The organism is Thermus sp. NMX2.A1 (genome assembly GCF_000511705.1).
Lineage (GTDB): Bacteria > Deinococcota > Deinococci > Deinococcales > Thermaceae > Thermus > Thermus scotoductus.
This window is the reverse complement of the sequence record NZ_ATNI01000116.1, coordinates 14,804-32,625: the sequence shown is the minus strand read 5'-3', so window position 1 is coordinate 32,625 and position 17,822 is coordinate 14,804. Positions and strand designations below refer to the sequence as shown.

Below are 17,822 nucleotides of genomic sequence, written 5' to 3'. Positions count from 1 at the left end.
GGCTACTCCAGCACCTTAGGCACCCGGAAAAACCCCTCTTCAGCCTCGGGGGCTACTCTTAGGGCTTCTTCCTGGGAAAGGGAAGGAAGGGGCTCATCCTCCCTGAGGCGGCCTTGGGCTTCCTCCTCCCAGGCTTCCCCCACCTGGGGAAGGGCGTCCACGAACTCCAGGATCCGCTTGAGATCCGATAGCAGCAAGGCTTCCTCCTCGGGGGAAAGCCGGATTTTGGCAAGGCTTTCCAGCTTGCGCAGAAGCTCCGGGGATAGCTCCATGCCCCGCATTTTACCCTCGGGAAGCCCTACGAAAGCCAGTTGGCCAAAGCCCAGACCAAGGGGGCCAGGAGGAGGGCGGGCAAGAAAGAGCCCACCCGCACCTTGGTGAGGCCCAGGAGGTTGATCCCCACCCCCAGGACCATAAGCCCTCCCACCCCGGTCACCAGGAGGACCCGGGGGTCCTGGGCGGGGTCGGGGAGAACCTGGCTCAGGGTACCGGCCAGAAGGGCGATACCCCCTTGGTAGCCGAGGATGACCAGTACGCCAAACCCAACACCCACGCCGAAAGAGCTGGTGAGGGCGATGGCGGAAAGGCCGTCCAGGGTGGCCTTAAGAAGAAGGATACTGGGATCCCCGGTGAGGCCGTTTTGGATGGAGCCGAGAAGGGTCATGGGGCCCACGCAAAAGAGAAGGCTTGCGGCCACGAAGCCCTCGGTGAAGCTTCCCCCGCCCCTCACAGCCCGCTTGATCTTCTCCCCTATCCCCTCGAGGGCCTCCTCAATCCGCCACCACTCCCCAAGTAGCCCTCCCAGCACCAGGGCGATGAGCCCCAGGACCACCCCGTCTATGGCCCCACCCCTGGCTTTCCCCAGGGCGCTGGCCATGGAGAACCCGATAAAGAGGGTGGTGAGCCCCACCCCCTGCACCATGATGCGGGCCATGCGCTCGGGAAGCCGGCCCCGAAGCATGAGGCCAAGCCCTGTGCCCAGGGTCACGGTGGCGGCGTTGGCCAGGGTTCCCGAGAGCTTGTCCAGAAGGCTGAGCTCCATGGGGGCTATTCTACGGGAGTGAAGCTTATCCTCACCCAGGATGGAACCCCCACCCTCTTCCACCCAGGGTACGGGGAGGCCTACCATCCCCGGCAGGGAGCCTTACTCCAGGCCAGGCGGCTTTACCTGGAGAAGAGCCTCACCCATCTGCATCCCGCTCCCAGGGTCCTCGAGGTGGGCCTGGGGCTTTTGGTGAACTTCCGCGTGACCCTGGAAAGCACTTTGGGTCGGGGGGTGTACCTTCGCTATTGGGCCGTCGAACGGGAGCCGCTACCCTGGGAGGTGCTCGCGCGGGTGCGCCTCCCTCTTCCCAGGGCGGAGGAGGTGTTTGCGGAAATCCTTAAGGGCTGGCCCAATGCCTGCTTCCTTGGGCCTTGGGGCGAGCTTCGCATCCTCTTTGGGGAGGTGGAGGCTTTGGAGCTTCCCCAGGACTGGGCCACGGCGGTTTACCTGGATCCCTTCAGCCCTCGGGTGAACCCGGGGCCTTGGTCCTTGCCTGTTCTAAAGGGGCTTCACCGGGCTTTGCGGCGTGGGGGAAGGCTTGCCACCTACTCCGCTCAAGGGGTTTTCCGCCGGGCCCTCAAGGAGGCGGGGTTTGCCCTTCACCGGGTGCCTGGGGTGGGGAAGCGGGAGTGGACGGTGGGAATCGCCTTAAAACCTCCTCCCGGCTGAGGTAGGCCAGCTCGGCCCAGGAGCGGTCGGGCTTGGGCAGCTCCCCCCGGTACAGCCAAAGGAACCAGGCGCTGCTCAGGGTGGCCACGAGACGGGGCCAAGGGGGAAGGGGATGGGTGTGGAAGCCAAAGAGCCTGGCCCCCTGGGCCAGGTAGCTGTAGCCGTAGACCAAACGCACCTCGGGGTCTTGAGCCACCCGTTCCGCCACCTTCTTGAGGCTTTCTCGCACGTATCGGATGGCCTCGAGGGGGGAGAGTTCCATGCTCCGCTGGCTTTCCAGATGGAGCTCCAAGGCGGGGGTGACCCGGGGTAGCCCGGGTAGATCGGGTCCGGGAAAAGGCTTCTTCTCCACCCGGAAGAGGTCGAAGGGACCGTATCCCGCCCGGGCCACCCGATGCTTGGCGTTGTACCGTTCCTCAAATCCCTGGAGCCCCCGGATAAGGGCGAGCCTCGGGGTGAGGGGTAAGGGGGCGAGGCCGTCCAGGGTGACGGGTTGGTATCCCAGCCGTAGCATCTCGGGAACCACCCGCTCCAGGAGCCTGAGGGTGCGCTCCGGCCCATCGTGGAGGAGGACGATGGACCCTGGGCGCAGGTAGTAAAGAAGCCTTTCCGCCAGGGCCTCAGGGGGAAGGTCCAGCCAGTCCTTGCTTTCCAGGTCCCACAGGGCGATGCGCTTGCCCAGGAGGCGGGCAAAGAGGCGGGTAAAAGGGGTGTGGAGTCCATGGGGAGGCCGGTAGTAGCGCCCGGGGTTCCGGCGCATGTGCTCCCACTCCACCCAGGGCAGGAAAAGCCTCCAGGCCTGGTGCCACTCCCCGTGGTCCTCCACCTGGTGGCCTTCGCGCTTGATGGCCTCCACCAGGTCCGGCCGGGCCTTGGCCCGTTCCCCGGTCAGGAAGAAGGTGGCCTTGACCCCGTGCTGGCGCAAAAGCTCCAAGAGGGCTTCCGTCCTCTCCGAGGGGCCGTCGTCGAAGGTCAGGGCCACCTTGGGGGTGCGCCTCGAGGCGTGGGCATAGGCTCCGAGGCCCAGAAAGCGAAAGAGGAGGTCGGAAAGCCCATAGAGTAGGAGGATCAAGCCCAGGATCAGTTCCACCGCATCCTCCAGAAAAGAACCGTGTAAAAGAGGCTGAGAAGCAAAAAGGTGGCGCTACCTGCGAGAAAGGGTGCCTTTATGCCCAAGGTTTCCCATAAAAGACCTCCCACCGCAGGTCCCAAGGCCACCCCCAGCCCTTCCACGGTCATCAGCCCTCCCCATATGGCTGCCCGGTTTTCCTCGGGCAGGTTCCTAGCCAGGAAGCCATTCCACCCGGGCAGGAACAGGCTGAAGCCCAGGCCGCCCAAGGCAGCCAGCAGGGCCAGTTCGCCCGGGCTAGGGGTAAAGGCCAGGCGGGCCATCACCAGGGCCAAAAGGAGAAGCCCGCTCACCAGGGCGAAGCGGTAGCCCCTCCGGTCCACTTGCCGGCCGGTGAAGGGCAAAAGGCCGAAGGCCAGGCCTCCCCCCAAAAGGAGAAGCCCTCCCAGGGCAATGGGCTCGAGGGCCAGCTCCTCCTTGGCGTAGCGGAGGATGAAGAGGGAAACCAAGGCGGGAGCGAAGGTCTGACCGAACCCTGCAGGCAGGAAAAAGAGAAGCCGCTTAAGGGGATAGGGTTCCCGTGCCTTTTGGGGAATGGGGATGCGAAAGGGGAAGAGGCTTAGGGCAAGGAGGAGGGTGACACCCTGGGCGGCAAGGAGCAAGGTGAGGGCGGCCTCGGGTTCTTTTTGGGCCACCTGCCCCACCCCCACCAGGCCGATGCCCACCCAGGGCATCACCAGGGTGAGGGTAAAGGATAGGGCCCGTGCTTCTCGCCCGGGCACGGCAATGCGGCTCGCCAGGGTCATGAGTCCAGGGTATAGGGTGGACATGCTAAGCCCCCAAAGTACGGCCAGGACCCATAGGAGCCAAGCGGCGTGGGCCATGGGGGTGAGGAGGAGGGTAAGGAAGCCGGCAAAGGCAGCCAGGCTTACCGTTTTCCCGAACCCCACCCTTTCCGCCAGGAGGCCGCCAAAGGTTTTGGAGAGGTTTTCCGAGAGTTGGTGAAAGGTAAAGGCCAGAGTGAAGGCCGCTGGGCCGAGCCCCAGGTGCTCGGGAGCGTAGAAGGGGAGAAGACCTGCGAAATAGCCGCTTCGTACCCCCTCCATGAGGCCTACAGCTAGGACCAGGCGCAGGAATACAAAAAGTCCCTCCCTGGCCCATGGCAGATAGCGAAACACGCTAAAGTATACCCGTGCGCATCAGCGTGGTGATTCCCGCCCACAACGAGGAGGCTTTTTTGCCCAAGGCCTTGCAGGCGGTTTTGGCGCAGACGCTGCCGCCTTTTGAGGTGATCGTGGTGGACAATGCCTCCACCGACCGCACCCGGGAGGTGGCGGAGGGATTTGGCGTGCGGGTGGTGTATTGCCCCCGGAAGGGGGTAGCCTACGCCCGCCAGGCGGGGCTTCTGGCCGCCCGTGGGGAGTGGGTGGCCATGACCGATGCCGACTCCATCCCCCTTCCCACCTGGCTTCAGACCCTAGCCCGGCATGGGGAAGGGGCGGTGGCCCTCTACGGTCCCTTGCGGTTCTATGGGGTTTCTCCCTGGACGGCTTTTGTTTCCGAGTGGGGCTACCGGGCTTTCCTGAACCTCATGGCCTTCTTGGGGAAACCCAACCTGGCCGGGGCCAACATGATGTTTTTGCGGGAAGCCGCCTTGGAAGTGGGAGGATTTCCCGAGGTGGAGGCCCGGGAGGACGTGCTTTTAGGGTGGAGGCTTAAGCGGGTGGGAAAGGTGCGTTATGTGCCCGAGGCGTTGGTCCTCACCTCGCCCAGGAGGTTAAAGGGCGGGTGGGTGAGGTTTTTGGCCCAGCAGGTTAAAAACCTCCTGGGTGATCCTCGAGGCTACTTCGGGGAAGACGGGGAAAGGGGAAGATAAGCCTTCGGGGTTCCACCCGAAGAATCTCGTTGGCTTCGTCATACACGGCCACGATTTTTTCGGCGATCCGCTCCGCAGAGCGTTCCATGGCCCAGGCCCGGGCCTCGAGGCTGAAGCGTCGGCGCTTCTCCTCGTCTTTCAGAAGTTCCAAGGCCCTGGCTGCCAGGGCTTGGAAGTCCTTTGGAGCCACCAGGTACCCGGTCTGGCCGTCCACTACCCCCTCCAGTACCCCTTCTGCCCCCACGGCCACCACCGGCACCCCCATGGCCTGGGCCTCCCAGATCACCAGCCCCTGGGTTTCCGTTTCGCTGGCGAAGAGGAAGAGCTCCGCCATCCGGTAGTAGCCCCCGATGTACCGGTAGGGCACCGTGCCCAAGAAGCGCACCCGGTCCTGTATGCCCAGGTGGGCTGCCAAGCGCTTCAGGTTTTCCAGTTCCGGCCCCTCGCCTATGTGAACCAAGAAGACATCCTCTTCCCGGGCCATCTCGGCCACCGCCTTGAGGACCACGTCAAAGGACTTTTCCTTACCCAGCCGGCCCACGGTGATGAGGCGCCTTTTTCCCTCGGGCCAGGGGGAGGGTGAGGGAAGGGGTGCTTCTTCCAGGATACGGTTGTCAATACCCGTGGGAATAACCCGTATGGGCCTTTGGATGCCGTAGCCCTCTGCCAGCCGCTTTACCGGTTCGGTGGGGGCGATGACCACCTCCACCCGGTTGTAAAAAGCCTTGGCAAGCCTGGGAATGATTCCTGTGTATTTGTCTAAGACGGCGAGACCTGGCACGTAGTGGGCGTACTTTTCGTAATGGGTGTGGAAGGTGGATACGTGGGGGAGCTCTTTATTGCGCGCGATCCTGAGGCCCCACACGCCCAGGGTTAGGGGGGTGTGGGTATGAATGACCTCAAACTCCGTGGGCAAATGACGGGAGGAGGGCAGGGCAATCTGCTGTCCCTCGTAAAAGGGATAGGGCACGGAAGGAACCCGGACCACGCCTTCTTCGCGCTCAGGGGCCTCGGGATGGTGGGGTGCCACCACCCAGGCCTCGTGCCCCATGCGCCTAAGCTCCCTAAGGAGGAGGTAAACGCTGGTGGTTACCCCGTTGGGGTTGGGGAAGTAGACATCGGTGAAGAGGCCTACGCGGTAGAGGCGCATGCGCCCACGATTTTACAACGGGACCTTGGATAGGGCGCGGAGCACATCTGCCAACATAAGCGCTCCAACGTCCACGCTCCTTTCGGAAAGGATACGCTGGCGGCCTTTTTCGCCTAGCTCACGCGCTTTTTGGGGATTTTGCATCAGCCAGCGGACAGTCTGGCTCAGGTTCCTGGGATGGGGAGGCACAAGCAACCCTTCCCTGGGTGAAATAACTTCCTGTTGAGGAGGGAAGGGACTGGTGATAACGGGTAAGCCGGACGCCATACCTTCCAAGATGACCAGCCCTGGATTATCCGCAAGCGTAGGGAAAAGCACTGCGTCCGCTGCTCGGTAGAGCTCTGCGATGTCTTCCCTTCTTCCCAGGAACCTTACGTTGGACAAATTCAAAACCCGGGCCAGGGAGCGTAGGCCCTTGGACCAGGAACCTTCTCCCACCAAGACGAAATCGGCATCCGGCGTGAGGCGCGCGGTTAGAAGGACGGCTAGGTGATTCTTTTCCAGGGTGAATCTGGCAGGTGTCAGAAGGGTGAAGCGGGAGAATTGGTAAAGGGACCGAAGGGCTTGCCGCTCTTCTGGAGAGGGGGGGCGGAAACGGTCGGGGTCTACGCCCACGGCCACCACTTGGGTTTCTAGGCCAAAGTGGCGGCGGAGATAATGGGCAGCCCAGTGGGTACCTACCAACACCGCATCGGCGTCCTTAAGCTTAGATGCTTTGGTGGCACCGTAGATGAGTTGGTATAGCCGTTTAATTCCGAACGGGTAGTGGTATTCCAGCTGGTCGTGTAGGAACACGGCCTTAGGAGAGGGGAGCTTCTTTAAAAGGAGATATGTCTTTGGGTACCACGCCTGGAGGATGCGGACATCATAGTTCTCAGTGAGGTAAACGAGAGCGTTATGGCTTGGGTATGTGTGAGTGGGGACTCCCCTTGCTTCCAGAAGTTCCTTAAGCCTAGCCAACCCCGACGAGGAAGGAAGAAAGACGGCTGGGCTGATCCTTTGCTGCGGGAGTTTTGGCAGCGTTTCGAGAAGCCATATTTCGCTACCAGCTATCCTAGGAGCATCGGTTATGAACGCAGCTCTCAGCATATCGCTAAAACGGAGGCCAAGGTGTGCGCACTTTTTTCCAGGGTGTGATGAGCAAGAACGTGGGCTCGCGCTTGCTTTCCAAGGTGGAGGGGCAGATTTTGCAGGGCCCGGGCTAGAGCTGAGGGCCACGGGGGTGTGAGCAGGCCTGTTTGCCCCCTGACGATCAGCTCTTGTTGTGCAGGGATAGGTGTGCTTACCGTGGGCAGAGCGGAAGCCATGGCCTCGAGGGTGGCCAGGCTCTGGTTCTCCCCTAGGGTGGGGAGGAGCATGGCGTCCACCGCTCGGTACAGCTCTGGCATGTCCGTGCGTCGTCCGAGGAAGTGCACGTTCTTTAGATTAAGGAACCAAGCAGTTTTTTGCCAAAGCCCCATTAGCTCTCCCGTACCCACGAGCAAAAAATCGGCCTCAGGTAACAGCTTGGCGGTGAGAAGTACAGCGAGATGGTTCTTTTCCAGGCTCATTCGCGCGGGTACGATTACGGAAAACCTCTGGAGGCCATAGCGTTTCCTGAGCGCTTCCTTTTCCCCGGGTCCTGGGGGGCGGAAGTGTTCCGTATCCACCCCGTTGGGAACGGCATAGACGTTCCTAATCCCGTGAACTTCTTTCAACCACCGGGCTGCCCAGCGGGAGACGGTGATCACGGCCTCGGCCCGGGTTAGGTTGGGAACTTGGAGAAGGCGGTAGCCCAATCGGTATGCGTAGCGGAGACCGAGCGGATAAAAGATCTCGATCTGATCGTGGATCAGGAGGGTTAAGCGGGTATATCTCGCGAAGAACTTCTTGTAGCTTTGGGGGTACCAGGCAGAGGCTACCACGCGGTCATATCCCAAAGGGAGGTCCTCGAAGGATCGGTAGGCGTGCACAGGTACCCCCCTTGCTTCTAAAGCCTGGCGGATCCATGCGTTGCCCTCTGCCAGGGGCAAGGCGGCCTCGGCCTCGAGGCCGAGCTGGCGAAGCCGGGGAAGCATCTCCTTGAGGTAGATCTCGCTTCCCCCCACGGTCTTGGCGTCGGTGAGAAAGAGAATCCTCATAATAGGGTGTCCAGAAGAAGCGTGACTGCCCTTACCTGTTCCGCCAGGGGAAGGTAGGCCCCACCCCGTTCCAGGGCAAGGGTTTCATCAGGGGGAAGGTGGACGAAGCCTACGGGAACTTCGGGGGGCAGGTGGAAAAGCGACAAATAGAAGGCTTGGTTACAGAGATAGCTTCCTGCGGAGAGGCTTTGTTTGGCGGGTATCCCGGCTTCCCGAAGTCGGCGGAGGGATTCTTTTAAGGGAAAGCGGGCCTCGAGGGCTAGGGGTCCCCCAGGTACCACCGGCGTATCCTCCCATCGGATGCCCCGGTTGTCGGGGCGCTCGAAGTCCAAGAGGTTTATCGCCAGACGCTCCAGGCTGAGGAGGGGTCTTCCTTCCGCCAGGCCTAGATGGAGAACCACCTTAGGCTTCAGTGCGTGAAGCTTCCTCAGGACCCCCGGAAGTGCAGCGGAGTCCACGGGAAGGATGGCCTTGTGGAGGGGATGGTCACCCACCCCTTGGGGTAATCGCTCTAGAAGGGTGGCCGAGGGATTGTGTTTAAGACCGCCAAAGGGTTCGAAACCGGTGACCAGGATCATGAGCTAAACTCCGTCGCCATTATAGCTGAGGTCTTCTTTTACCCGGTATAAGATGGGGTACGTGGAACTGGGTCTGGTGACGGATGCCGCAGCGGACCTGTCCCCGCGGTTCCTAGAAGAGGAGGCGGTGGGCCTGGTGCCCATCTACGTCCACCTGGGGGGCAGGAGGTACAAGGACTGGCAGGAGCTTACCCCGGATGCCCTCTATCAGGCCATACGGGCAGGGGCCGAGCCCGTGACCGAGCCTCCAGGGGTGGAGGACTTTGCCGAGGTTTACGAGCGCTACCTCCAGATTTATGACCGCGTTCTTTCCCTGCATGTTTCCGGGGAGCTCTCCAAAACCGTGGACAGGGCCCGGGAAGCAGCTTTGAAGGTGGCTCCCACCCGCATCCGGGTGGTGGACTCGGGCATGGTATCCGCTGGGCTTGGGGCCATGGTGCTGAGGGCGGTGGAGATGCTGAGGAAGGGAGCGGAGGAGGAGGCTGTGGTGCGGGAGTGGGAGAGGCTAAAGCATTCCAGCCTGTACTTCAGCGTGGCCGATTTATCCCACTTGGCCCGGAACGGCCGGCTTCCGCGGTTCGGCGAGGTGGTGGGTAACCTTCTGGGCCTTCGCCCCATTTTGCGCATAGAGAAGGGGCATATCCGGTTTTTCAAGGTGGCCAGGGAGGGTGCGGTGCCCGAGGTTCTTGCCCGGCTGGTCCTCGAGGAGCTTCAAGGAAAACCGGCCCGCATCACCATTGCCCACACCGATGCCAAAAGCGAGTGGATTGAAGGCTTAAAGAAGAGCTTGGAGGGCGCTTTGCGCCTGGAAAGGGGGCGCATCACGCGAAGCGGAGCCACCATCGCCGCCAACGTGGGTCTTGGGGCCATAGCCATCCATGCTTACTCGATAGAATAGGCCAAGGGTGCCCCCTCCGGCTTCCGGGTCAGAGGGGGTGGATGCTTCTTGCCCATGGAGATCGCCCTGGAACGGTATTACGGTCACCGCCTGGCCCTGCCCCAGGTGGTGGCGGCCTTGATTTTTGCCCGGGAGAAGCCCCCGGCCCTCCTTCTGGTCCCAGAGGAGCGCTTGAGGCGCTACCGGGACCTCCTAGCCTTTGGCGTGCCGGTTTACGTGAACCCTGGCCTCGAGGCCTGGGAGGAGCGGGCCCTCTTCGTGATGAGTTACGAGGAGGCCCTCGCTCCCTTTCCTGAGGACCCCTCCGCCTGGCGGCTCGTTTTGGAGGTGGGCCGAAGCTATCCTCGAAGGGAGCTCCTGGACCGCCTCCTGCGCATGGGGTACGCCCGGGATGAGGATTACCGGGTGCTGGGGGAGGTGCTGGAGCTTGGCGGGGTGCGGCTGGAGTTCTTTGGGGAAGAGCTAGAGAGGCTTTTGGTGGAGGGAGAGGAACGCAGGCGGCACATCCTTCTACCCAAGCCGGGCAAGGCCGAAGCCTTTACCTCCAGAAAACTCCTCCACTTTCCTGGCCCCGTGTACCTGGACACCCCAGCCCTGGCCCCCAAGGAGGTCTGGTCCCTTTTAAGGGGGCGTCAGGTGGTGGCCCTGGGGAGCGGGGTGGAGCTTCCTCCCTTGGACCTGGGGGTGAGACCGCTTCCCCCGTACAGGGGAAGCCTTAAATCCCTGGAAAAGGACCTTGCCCGCTGGCTTGGGGAGGGGAGGCGGGTTAGCCTCTTCGTGGCCCACGAGCGCACCCTGGACTACCTGAAAAGGCGGCTTGCCCCCTTCCGTCCCCAGGTACCCGAGCGGTTTCCGGGTCCCAAAGGCCAGCTTTCCCTTTTCAGGGGAGCCTTCGAGGGAGGGGCGGAGTGGGGGGAGGAGGTTTTCCTCACCGAGGCCTTGGTCTTTGCCACCGGTGCGGTGCGGGCCAGGTTGCGGGTCGGGGAGGGGCTTACCGACCCCGGGGCTCTCTCCCCTGGGGATTTCCTCATCCACCCCGACCACGGCGTGGGCCAGTACCTGGGCTTGGAAACCCGGGAGGTCCTGGGGGTTAGGCGGGACTACCTGGTCCTCCGCTACAAGGGGGAGGGGAAGCTTTACCTTCCGGTGGAGCAGCTGCCCCTTCTCAGGCGCCATCCCGGCACCACAGATGACCCTCCGGAACTTTCTTCCCTGGGCAAAGGGGAGTGGCAGCGGCTTAAGGAGAAGGCCAGGAAGGATGTGGAGGAGCTGGCGGCACGGCTTCTCATCCTTCAGGCCAAGCGGAAGGCTACCCCGGGCCGGGCCTTTCCTCCCTTGCCGGAGTGGGATCCCCTTATCGAGAGGGGCTTCCCCTACGAGCTCACTCCGGACCAAAAACAGGCCCTGGAGGAGGTTCTGCGGGACCTCGAGGCTCCTTTCCCCATGGACCGACTCATCTCCGGGGACGTGGGCTTTGGCAAGACGGAGATTGCCCTCCGGGCTGCCCACCGGGTGGTGGGGCACGGGGCCCAGGTGGCCTTTTTGGTGCCCACCACCCTTTTGGCGGAGCAGCATGGCAAGACCTTCCGGGAACGGTTTGCCGGGCTTCCCGTGCGCATCGGGGTGCTTTCCCGCTTTACCCCCGAGAAAGAGGAGAAGTCCATCCTGGAGGGCTTGGAAAAGGGCACCCTGGACATCGTCATCGGCACCCACCGTCTTCTCCAGCCCGACGTGCGCTTTAAGGATCTCGGGCTTTTGATTGTGGACGAGGAGCACCGCTTCGGGGTGGCGCAGAAGGAGCGGATCCGGGAGCTGAAGGCTGAAGTGGATACCCTTTACCTCTCCGCCACGCCCATCCCCCGTACCCTTTATTCCGCCCTGGTGGGCCTGAAGGACCTATCCAGCATCAAAACCCCACCCCCGGGCCGGAAGCCCATTCGCACCTTCCTGGCTCCCTTTGATCCCCTTCTGGTTCGGGAGGCCATCCTCTTTGAGCTGGAAAGGGGAGGCAAGGTGTTTTATGTGCACGACCGGGTGGCCTCCATTGAGGCGAGAAGGCGCTACCTGGAAAACCTGGTGCCCGAAGCCCGGATCGGGGTGGTCCACGGCCAGATGCCTGAGGGCCTGGTGGAGGAGACCATGCTCCTCTTTGCCGAGGGAGCTTACGATGTCCTTTTGGCCACCACCATCATCGAGTCGGGCCTGGACGTGGGCGAGGCCAACACCATCCTCATCGAGCGGGCTGACCGTCTGGGCCTCGCCACCTTGTACCAGCTCCGGGGCCGGGTGGGGCGGCGGGAGCAGGAGGCCTACGCCTACCTCTTCCATCCTCCCCGGCTCAGCGAGGCGGCGGAAAAGCGCCTCAGCGCCATCGCTGATCTTTCCGACCTGGGAAGCGGCCATCTCCTGGCGGAGAAGGACATGGAGATCCGCGGCGTGGGGAATCTCCTGGGCCCTGAGCAACACGGGCACATCCGGGCCCTATCCCTCGAGGTCTACAGCGAGCTTCTGGAGGAGGCCATTCGCAAGCTCAAGGGGGAGGCCAAGGAGGAGAGAAGGCACGTTACCCTGGACCTGGGAGTTTCCGCCCGGCTTCCTGCGGAGTACGTGCCGAGCCTCGAGGGCCGTAGCCGCTACTACGGCCGCCTGGCCGAGGCCAGGAGCCTGGCGGAGGTTTCTCGCATCGCCAGGGAGCTCAAGGACCGGTATGGCCCCCTTCCCGAGGAGGCGGAAAACTTCTTGGCCCTTGCCCGGCTCCGCCTGGTGGCGGAGCGGAAAGGGGTGGTCTCCATCACGGAGGACCTTACCTACCTCCAGGTCATCTTTCCCCGCTGGCCCCTGGATTATGACGCCAAGGCTTTGAGGCAACTGCCCTTCCGGGTGGAGCTTACCCAGTATCCTCCCGGCTTTCGCCTGGAGAAAAAGGGCTTGAAGCCCCGGGACTACCCCGAGGCTTTGCTCCAGGCCCTGTACCTCTTCGCCGATAACTAGGGGTTCGGGATCAGGTTAAAAAGCTTGAGCCTTAGAGGGGGTTGAAGGCTTGAGTGTCAAACGTCCGGTTTGACAAGCCCTCTCTGCTGCCGTAAACTTTGACTCAGTATAAGGAGGTGGCCATGATCAAGAAGGTAGGCGTGGTGGGCGCGGGAACCATGGGGAGCGGGATTGCCGCTTTGGTGGTAAGCGCCGGGATCCCGGTGGTCCTTTTGGACATCCCGGGCAGGGAGGACCGCAACGAGCTGGCCAAAAGGGGCCTGGAGAGGGCCTTGAAGGCCAAGCCCGCAGCCTTCATGGACCCTGATCTGGCCCGCTATGTGGAAATCGGCAACACCGAGGACGACCTGGGGAAGCTGGCGGACTGCGACTGGGTGGTGGAGGCCATCATTGAGAAGCCCGAGCCCAAGCGGGCCCTTTACGAGCGACTCGAGGCCATCCTAAAACCCACGGCCATCATCAGCTCCAACACCAGCGGAATCCCCATGCGGGTGCTTTTGGAAGGCCGATCGGAGGCCTTTCGCCGCCGCTTTTTGGGCACCCACTTCTTCAACCCACCCCGCTACCTGCACCTCTTGGAGCTGATCCCCACCCCTGAAACCGACCCGGAGGTCTTAAGGGAAATCCGGCGCTTCGGCGAGCGCATCCTGGGCAAGGGCACGGTCCTGGCCAAGGACTCCCCGGGCTTCATCGCCAACCGGCTTGGGGTTTACGGCATGGTTCAGGCGGTGCGCCTCATGGAAAAGCACGGCCTCAGCATTGACGAGGTGGATGCCCTCACGGGGCCCCTACTGGGCCGCCCCAACTCCGCCACCTTCCGCACCGCCGACCTCACGGGGTTGGATGTGCTGAAGCTGGTTACCGAGGAGCTGGCCCAGGCTACCGGGGAGGACTTCGCCCTGCCGGAGTGGGTTCTGCGCCTGGTGGCGGAAGGCCGGCTTGGGGAGAAGACGGGTGCGGGGTTTTACAAACGGGTAAACGGGGAGATCTACACCCTGGATTACCGCACCCTGGAGTACGTGCCCCGGGCCAAGGTGGACCTCCCGGAGCTTAAGGCCCTTCGGGACCTGCCCCTGGCGGAAAGGCTTCCGAAGGTGGTGGAGCTTCCCGGCAAGTACGGGGCTTTCCTCAGGGAGCTTTTCGCCCGCACCGCCCACTACACCTTGGAGAAGGCTTCCGAGATCGCCTACGACCTGGTTTCCGTGGACCAGGCCCTGGAGTGGGGCTTCGGCTGGGAGGAAGGGCCCTTCAAGAACATGGATGCCCTGGGCCACGGGCGCCTCGAGGCCCTTTTCGCAGAGCACGGCCTTCCCAAGCCCGAGCTTTTGGGCAAGGCCCAGGGGGCCTTCTACCGAAACGGCACCTACCTGGGCTTTGACGGGGCCTACCACCCCTTGCCCAAACGGGAAGGGGTTATTTCCCTGAAAGCCCTCAAGTCCGAGGGCAAGACCCTGCTGGAGGGCAAGGAGGCGGCCCTGCTGGACCTCGGGGATGGGGTGGCCCTTTTGGAGTTCCGCACCAAGATGAACGCCATCGGGGAGGGTGTGATCCGCATGCTCCAGAAGAGCCTGGAGTATGTGGAGGAAAAGGGCTATGTGGGCCTGGTCATCGGCAACGATGACCCGAGGGCCTTCTCCGCCGGGGCCAACCTGGCCTTGATCCTCTCCCTGGCCCAGGAAGGGGACTGGGACGAGCTTTCCCTGGCGGTGCGGCAGTTCCAGAAGGCTTCCATGTCCTTGCGCTATAGCCCCTTCCCGGTGGTGGTGGCTCCCTTCGGCCTGACCCTGGGAGGTGGGGCGGAGTTTACCTTGCATGCGGATAGCGTTCAGGCTCACGCCGAGCTTTATATGGGCTTGGTGGAGGCTGGCGTGGGGCTTTTGCCCGCTGGGGGGGGCACCAAGGAAGTGCTCCTCCGGTTTACCCAGGAGCTCGAGCCCTACGAGGAGGCGGATCCCTTTGAAGCGGTGAAGAGGGCCTTCAACCTCATCGCCTTGGCCAAGACCTCCACCAGTGCCCTCGAGGCCCGCAAGATGGGCTTCTTGAGGGACCGGGACCGGATCAGCATGAACCGGGATTTCCTCATCGCTGACGCCAAGCGGCGGGTTCTGGAGCTGGCCCCGGACTACCGCCCGCCCCTTCCCCCCAGGATCCGCGTCCTGGGTAGCGAGGCCCTGGGTAACCTGCGCTATGCGGTCTGGGCCTTCCGGGAGGCAGGGGAGATCACGGACCACGACATGCGAATCGGCCTGGAGATCGCCCAGGTGCTCACGGGTGGGGAAGGCCCGGCGCGGGAGGTTTCCGAGTGGGACCTTCTGGATCTGGAACGGGAGGCCTTCTTGAAGCTTCTCGGCACCCGGAAGACCCAGGAGCGGATCGCCTACACCTTGAAGACGGGCAAGCCCCTTAGGAACTAAAGAGGTGGAACCATGCGGGAAGCGGTAATCGTCAGCGCAGTGCGGAGCCCCGTGGCCCGGGGCAAGAAGGATGGAGCCTTGGCCACCTTGCATCCCGTGGACCTCTCGGCCCAGGTGATGCGGCAGGCGGTGGAGCGGGTGGGCCTGGATCCGAAGGAGCTCGAGGATGTCCTCTGGGGTTGCGCCATGCCCGAGGCAGCCCAGGGGCTGAACATCGCCCGCCTGGCCCTTTTAAGGGCGGGCTTTCCCGTGGAAGTGGCGGGAGCCACCATCAACCGCTTTTGCTCCAGCGGCCTCCAGACCATCGCCATGGCCGCCCAGGCGGTGATGACCGGGATGGCGGATGCGATGCTGGCGGGTGGGGTGGAGATGATGAGCCAGGTGCCCATGTCGGGCTACCACACCCGCCTCCACCCCGACCTCACCCCCACGGAGTGGACTCCGGAAGGGTACTCCACCTATATCGGCATGGGCTTCACCGCTGAGAGGGTGGCGGAGCGCTTTGGCATCAGCCGGGAGGACCAGGACCGCTGGGCCCTGAGAAGCCACCAGAGGGCGGCCCAGGCCTGGGCCGAGGGTCGGTTTACCGAGGTGGTGCCCATCCGGGTACCCAAGGTGCGCTACCAGGGAACCAAGAAGGTGGTGGAGGAAACCCTGTTTGAACGGGACGAAACCGTGAGGCCCGAGACCTCCCTGGAGGCCTTGGCCAAGCTCCGGCCTGCTTTCAAAAAGGGCGGCACCGTGACGGCGGGGAACGCAAGCCCCTACTCCGATGGGGCGGCGGCGGTGGTGGTCATGAGCCGGGAGAAGGCGGAGGCCCTGGGCCTGAAACCCTTGGCCCGCTTCATCAGCTTCGCCGTGGCCGGGGTGGAGCCGGATGTCATGGGCATAGGCCCCATCAAGGCGGTGCCCAAGGCCCTGAAGCGGGCAGGCCTGAGCCTGGACCAGATCAGCCTCATCGAGTTCAACGAGGCCTTCGCCGCCCAGGTGCTGGCGGTGATGCGCACCCTGGAAATGCCCGAGGAGAGGACCAACGTGAACGGCGGGGCCATCGCCCTGGGACACCCCTTGGGGGCCACGGGGGCCAAGCTCACCGCCCAGCTCATCGCCGAGCTGGGGAAGCGGGGTGGGGGGTACGGCCTGGTGACCATGTGCATCGGCGGCGGCATGGGGGCCGCCGGGGTGTTTGAGGTTTACCCAGCCTAGGAGGGAGCCATGACGGAGGAGAAGAAGCTTTGGCAGAAGGGTGGGGGTTGGTTGTTGGAGGCCCCCGAGCGGGTCTATACCCCCGAGGACTTCGACGAGAGCGTCAAGGAGATCGCCCGCACCACCCGCACCTTCGTGGAGAAGGAGGTGCTGCCCCTTTTGGAACGCATGGAGCACGGGGAGCTGGAGCTCAACCTGCCCCTCATGCGGAAGGCAGGGGAGCTGGGGCTCCTTGCGATCGACGTGCCCGAGGAGTACGGGGGGCTGGACCTTCCCAAGGTGATCTCCACGGTGGTGGCGGAGGAACTATCGGGCACGGGGGGCTTTTCCGTCACCTACGGGGCCCACACCTCCATCGGCACCCTGCCCCTGGTCTACTTCGGCACCGAGGAGCAGAAGCGTAAGTACTTGCCCAAGCTGGCGAGCGGGGAGTGGATCGCCGCCTACTGCCTCACGGAACCGGGCTCGGGCTCGGATGCCCTGGCGGCCAAGACCCGGGCCACCCTTTCGGCGGACGGCAGGCACTACATCCTGAACGGGGTCAAGCAGTGGATCTCCAACGCGGGCTTTGCCAACCTCTTCACCGTCTTCGCCAAGGTGGATGGGGAGCACTTCACCGCCTTCCTGGTGGAGCGGGATACTCCCGGGCTTTCCTTTGGCCCTGAGGAGAAGAAGATGGGCATCAAGGCCTCCAGCACCCGCCAGGTGATCCTCGAGGATGTGAAGGTCCCCGTGGAAAACGTCCTGGGGGAGATCGGCAAGGGGCACAAGATCGCCTTCAACGTCCTCAACGTGGGCCGGTACAAGCTGGGGGCGGGGGCGGTGGGCGGGGCCAAGCGGGCCCTGGAGCTTTCCGCCAAGTACGCCAAGGAGCGCCACCAGTTCGGCCGGCCCATCGGGAGCTTCGGCCTGATCCAGCACAAGCTGGGGGAGATGGCGAGCCGCATCTACGCCGCCGAAAGCGCCGTCTACCGCACCGTGGGCCTGATCGACGAGGCCCTTCAGGGCAAGAAGGGGCCTGAAGCGGTGATGGCGGGGATCGAGGAGTATGCGGTGGAGGCCAGCATCATCAAGGTGCTGGGCTCCGAGGTGCTGGACTACGTGGTGGACGAAGGGGTGCAGATCCACGGGGGCTACGGCTACTCCCAGGAGTACCCCATCGAGAGGGCCTACCGGGATGCTCGCATCAACCGCATCTTTGAGGGCACCAACGAGATCAACCGCCTCCTCATCCCCGGGATGCTCCTGAGAAGGGCCCTGAAGGGGCAGCTACCCCTCTTCCAGGCGGCCATGAAGCTTCAGAAGGAGCTTCTGGAGCCGAGCTTTGAGGAGCCCGAGGACCTCGAGGCCCACCAGGTGGCGGCGCTCAAGAAGCTCGCCCTCATGGTGGCGGGCCTTGCGGCCCAGAAGTACGGGCAGAAGGTGGAGGAGGAGCAGGAGGTCCTTGGGGCGGTGGCGGATATCCTGATCGATGCTTACGCCGCCGAAAGCGCCCTCCTGAGGGCCAGGAGGCTTGGGGGGGTTGCGCCTGCCATGGCCCGGCTATACCTGCTCCAAGCTCTGGACCGGGCCCAGGCCTGGGCTCTTTCCGTCCTGCCCCGCTTGGTGGAAGGGGATGAGGCCCGGGTGGTGTACTCCGCAGCCCGGAGGCTCACCAAGCATGAACCCGTGGACCTGGTGGCCTTGAGGCGGGAGGTGGCGGGGGCGGTCCTCGAGGCGGAGGGCTACCCGATCCCCCACTGAACCTGGGCGTTTCCCTGCCGGGGCCAGGCCCCGGCAGGGGTTGTTATTGGGTTGCCTCCGCTA

At 63.5% G+C, this 17,822-nt stretch carries 15 protein-coding genes; 7 read left to right on the top strand and 8 right to left on the bottom strand.

Features of this window, described 5'->3' with window-relative positions:
• Positions 1–2: 2 nt before the first annotated feature.
• Both gatC and TNMX_RS11585 read right to left on the bottom strand, forming a co-directional pair.
• On the bottom strand, positions 3–272 hold the full coding sequence (gatC, locus tag TNMX_RS11590; protein ID WP_172640125.1) for an Asp-tRNA(Asn)/Glu-tRNA(Gln) amidotransferase subunit GatC: 270 nt from the start codon (positions 270–272) through the stop codon (positions 3–5).
• A 26-nt stretch (positions 273–298) separates the two neighbouring features.
• Positions 299–1,042 carry a DUF554 domain-containing protein gene (locus tag TNMX_RS11585; RefSeq protein ID WP_038032441.1) on the bottom strand — a complete coding sequence of 248 codons (744 nt, stop codon included), beginning with the start codon at positions 1,040–1,042 and terminating at the stop codon, positions 299–301.
• Positions 1,043–1,060: 18 nt separating this feature from the next.
• On the opposite strand from TNMX_RS11585, the gene mnmD reads away from it, so the two are divergent.
• Positions 1,061–1,714, top strand: a complete 654-nt coding sequence (gene mnmD, locus TNMX_RS11580) for a tRNA (5-methylaminomethyl-2-thiouridine)(34)-methyltransferase MnmD (protein ID WP_038032439.1) — start codon at positions 1,061–1,063, stop codon at positions 1,712–1,714.
• Here the strand turns inward: mnmD and TNMX_RS11575 are convergent.
• Both TNMX_RS11575 and TNMX_RS11570 read right to left on the bottom strand, forming a co-directional pair.
• Positions 1,623–2,804, bottom strand: a complete 1,182-nt coding sequence (locus TNMX_RS11575) for a polysaccharide deacetylase family protein (RefSeq protein ID WP_038032438.1) — start codon at positions 2,802–2,804, stop codon at positions 1,623–1,625. The genes mnmD and TNMX_RS11575 overlap by 92 nt on opposite strands.
• Positions 2,795–3,961 carry an MFS transporter gene (locus TNMX_RS11570; protein ID WP_038032436.1) on the bottom strand — a complete coding sequence of 389 codons (1,167 nt, stop codon included), beginning with the start codon at positions 3,959–3,961 and terminating at the stop codon, positions 2,795–2,797. Before TNMX_RS11570 ends, TNMX_RS11575 begins: the two co-directional genes overlap by 10 nt.
• Before the next feature lie 14 nt (positions 3,962–3,975).
• Between TNMX_RS11570 and TNMX_RS11565 the strand changes: the two genes are divergently transcribed.
• Positions 3,976–4,659 carry a glycosyltransferase family A protein gene (locus TNMX_RS11565; RefSeq protein WP_038032434.1) on the top strand — a complete coding sequence of 228 codons (684 nt, stop codon included), beginning with the start codon at positions 3,976–3,978 and terminating at the stop codon, positions 4,657–4,659.
• Here the strand turns inward: TNMX_RS11565 and TNMX_RS11560 are convergent.
• The 4 genes from TNMX_RS11560 to TNMX_RS11545 are packed head-to-tail and all read right to left on the bottom strand — an operon-like array spanning position 4,598 to position 8,507.
• Complete coding sequence (locus tag TNMX_RS11560) at positions 4,598–5,809, bottom strand: glycosyltransferase family 4 protein (protein ID WP_038032433.1); 1,212 nt, start codon at positions 5,807–5,809, stop codon at positions 4,598–4,600. The two genes, TNMX_RS11565 and TNMX_RS11560, sit on opposite strands and share 62 nt — an antisense overlap.
• A gap of 12 nt (positions 5,810–5,821) precedes the next feature.
• The gene (locus TNMX_RS11555) at positions 5,822–6,898 is read right to left on the bottom strand and encodes a glycosyltransferase family 4 protein (protein ID WP_038032431.1); all 1,077 of its coding nucleotides are present in this window, start codon (positions 6,896–6,898) and stop codon (positions 5,822–5,824) included.
• Positions 6,892–7,929 carry a glycosyltransferase family 4 protein gene (locus TNMX_RS11550; RefSeq protein ID WP_038032429.1) on the bottom strand — a complete coding sequence of 346 codons (1,038 nt, stop codon included), beginning with the start codon at positions 7,927–7,929 and terminating at the stop codon, positions 6,892–6,894. The genes TNMX_RS11555 and TNMX_RS11550 overlap by 7 nt, the downstream gene beginning before the upstream one ends.
• The gene (locus tag TNMX_RS11545; RefSeq protein WP_015717218.1) at positions 7,926–8,507 is read right to left on the bottom strand and encodes a pyroglutamyl-peptidase I; all 582 of its coding nucleotides are present in this window, start codon (positions 8,505–8,507) and stop codon (positions 7,926–7,928) included. Before TNMX_RS11545 ends, TNMX_RS11550 begins: the two co-directional genes overlap by 4 nt.
• Positions 8,508–8,559: 52 nt before the next feature.
• Here TNMX_RS11545 and TNMX_RS11540 point away from each other — a divergent pair, with 52 nt between their 5' ends.
• The 5 genes from TNMX_RS11540 (at position 8,560) to TNMX_RS11520 (ending at position 17,759) form a co-directional block, all read left to right on the top strand.
• The gene (locus tag TNMX_RS11540) at positions 8,560–9,405 is read left to right on the top strand and encodes a DegV family protein (RefSeq protein ID WP_038032428.1); all 846 of its coding nucleotides are present in this window, start codon (positions 8,560–8,562) and stop codon (positions 9,403–9,405) included.
• Between the two features lie 54 nt (positions 9,406–9,459).
• Entirely contained in the window at positions 9,460–12,396 is a 2,937-nt protein-coding gene (gene mfd / locus TNMX_RS11535) for a transcription-repair coupling factor (protein WP_038032426.1), read from the top strand.
• Positions 12,397–12,518: 122 nt separating this feature from the next.
• Positions 12,519–14,810 (top strand): 3-hydroxyacyl-CoA dehydrogenase/enoyl-CoA hydratase family protein, encoded by a 2,292-nt coding sequence (locus TNMX_RS11530; RefSeq protein WP_038032424.1) that lies wholly within the window; start codon positions 12,519–12,521, stop codon positions 14,808–14,810.
• 12 nt (positions 14,811–14,822) lie between these two features.
• Positions 14,823–16,016 carry a thiolase family protein gene (locus tag TNMX_RS11525; RefSeq protein WP_038032422.1) on the top strand — a complete coding sequence of 398 codons (1,194 nt, stop codon included), beginning with the start codon at positions 14,823–14,825 and terminating at the stop codon, positions 16,014–16,016.
• A 9-nt stretch (positions 16,017–16,025) separates the two neighbouring features.
• The gene (locus TNMX_RS11520) at positions 16,026–17,759 is read left to right on the top strand and encodes an acyl-CoA dehydrogenase family protein (protein ID WP_038032420.1); all 1,734 of its coding nucleotides are present in this window, start codon (positions 16,026–16,028) and stop codon (positions 17,757–17,759) included.
• The last annotated feature ends 63 nt before the right edge of the window (positions 17,760–17,822 follow it).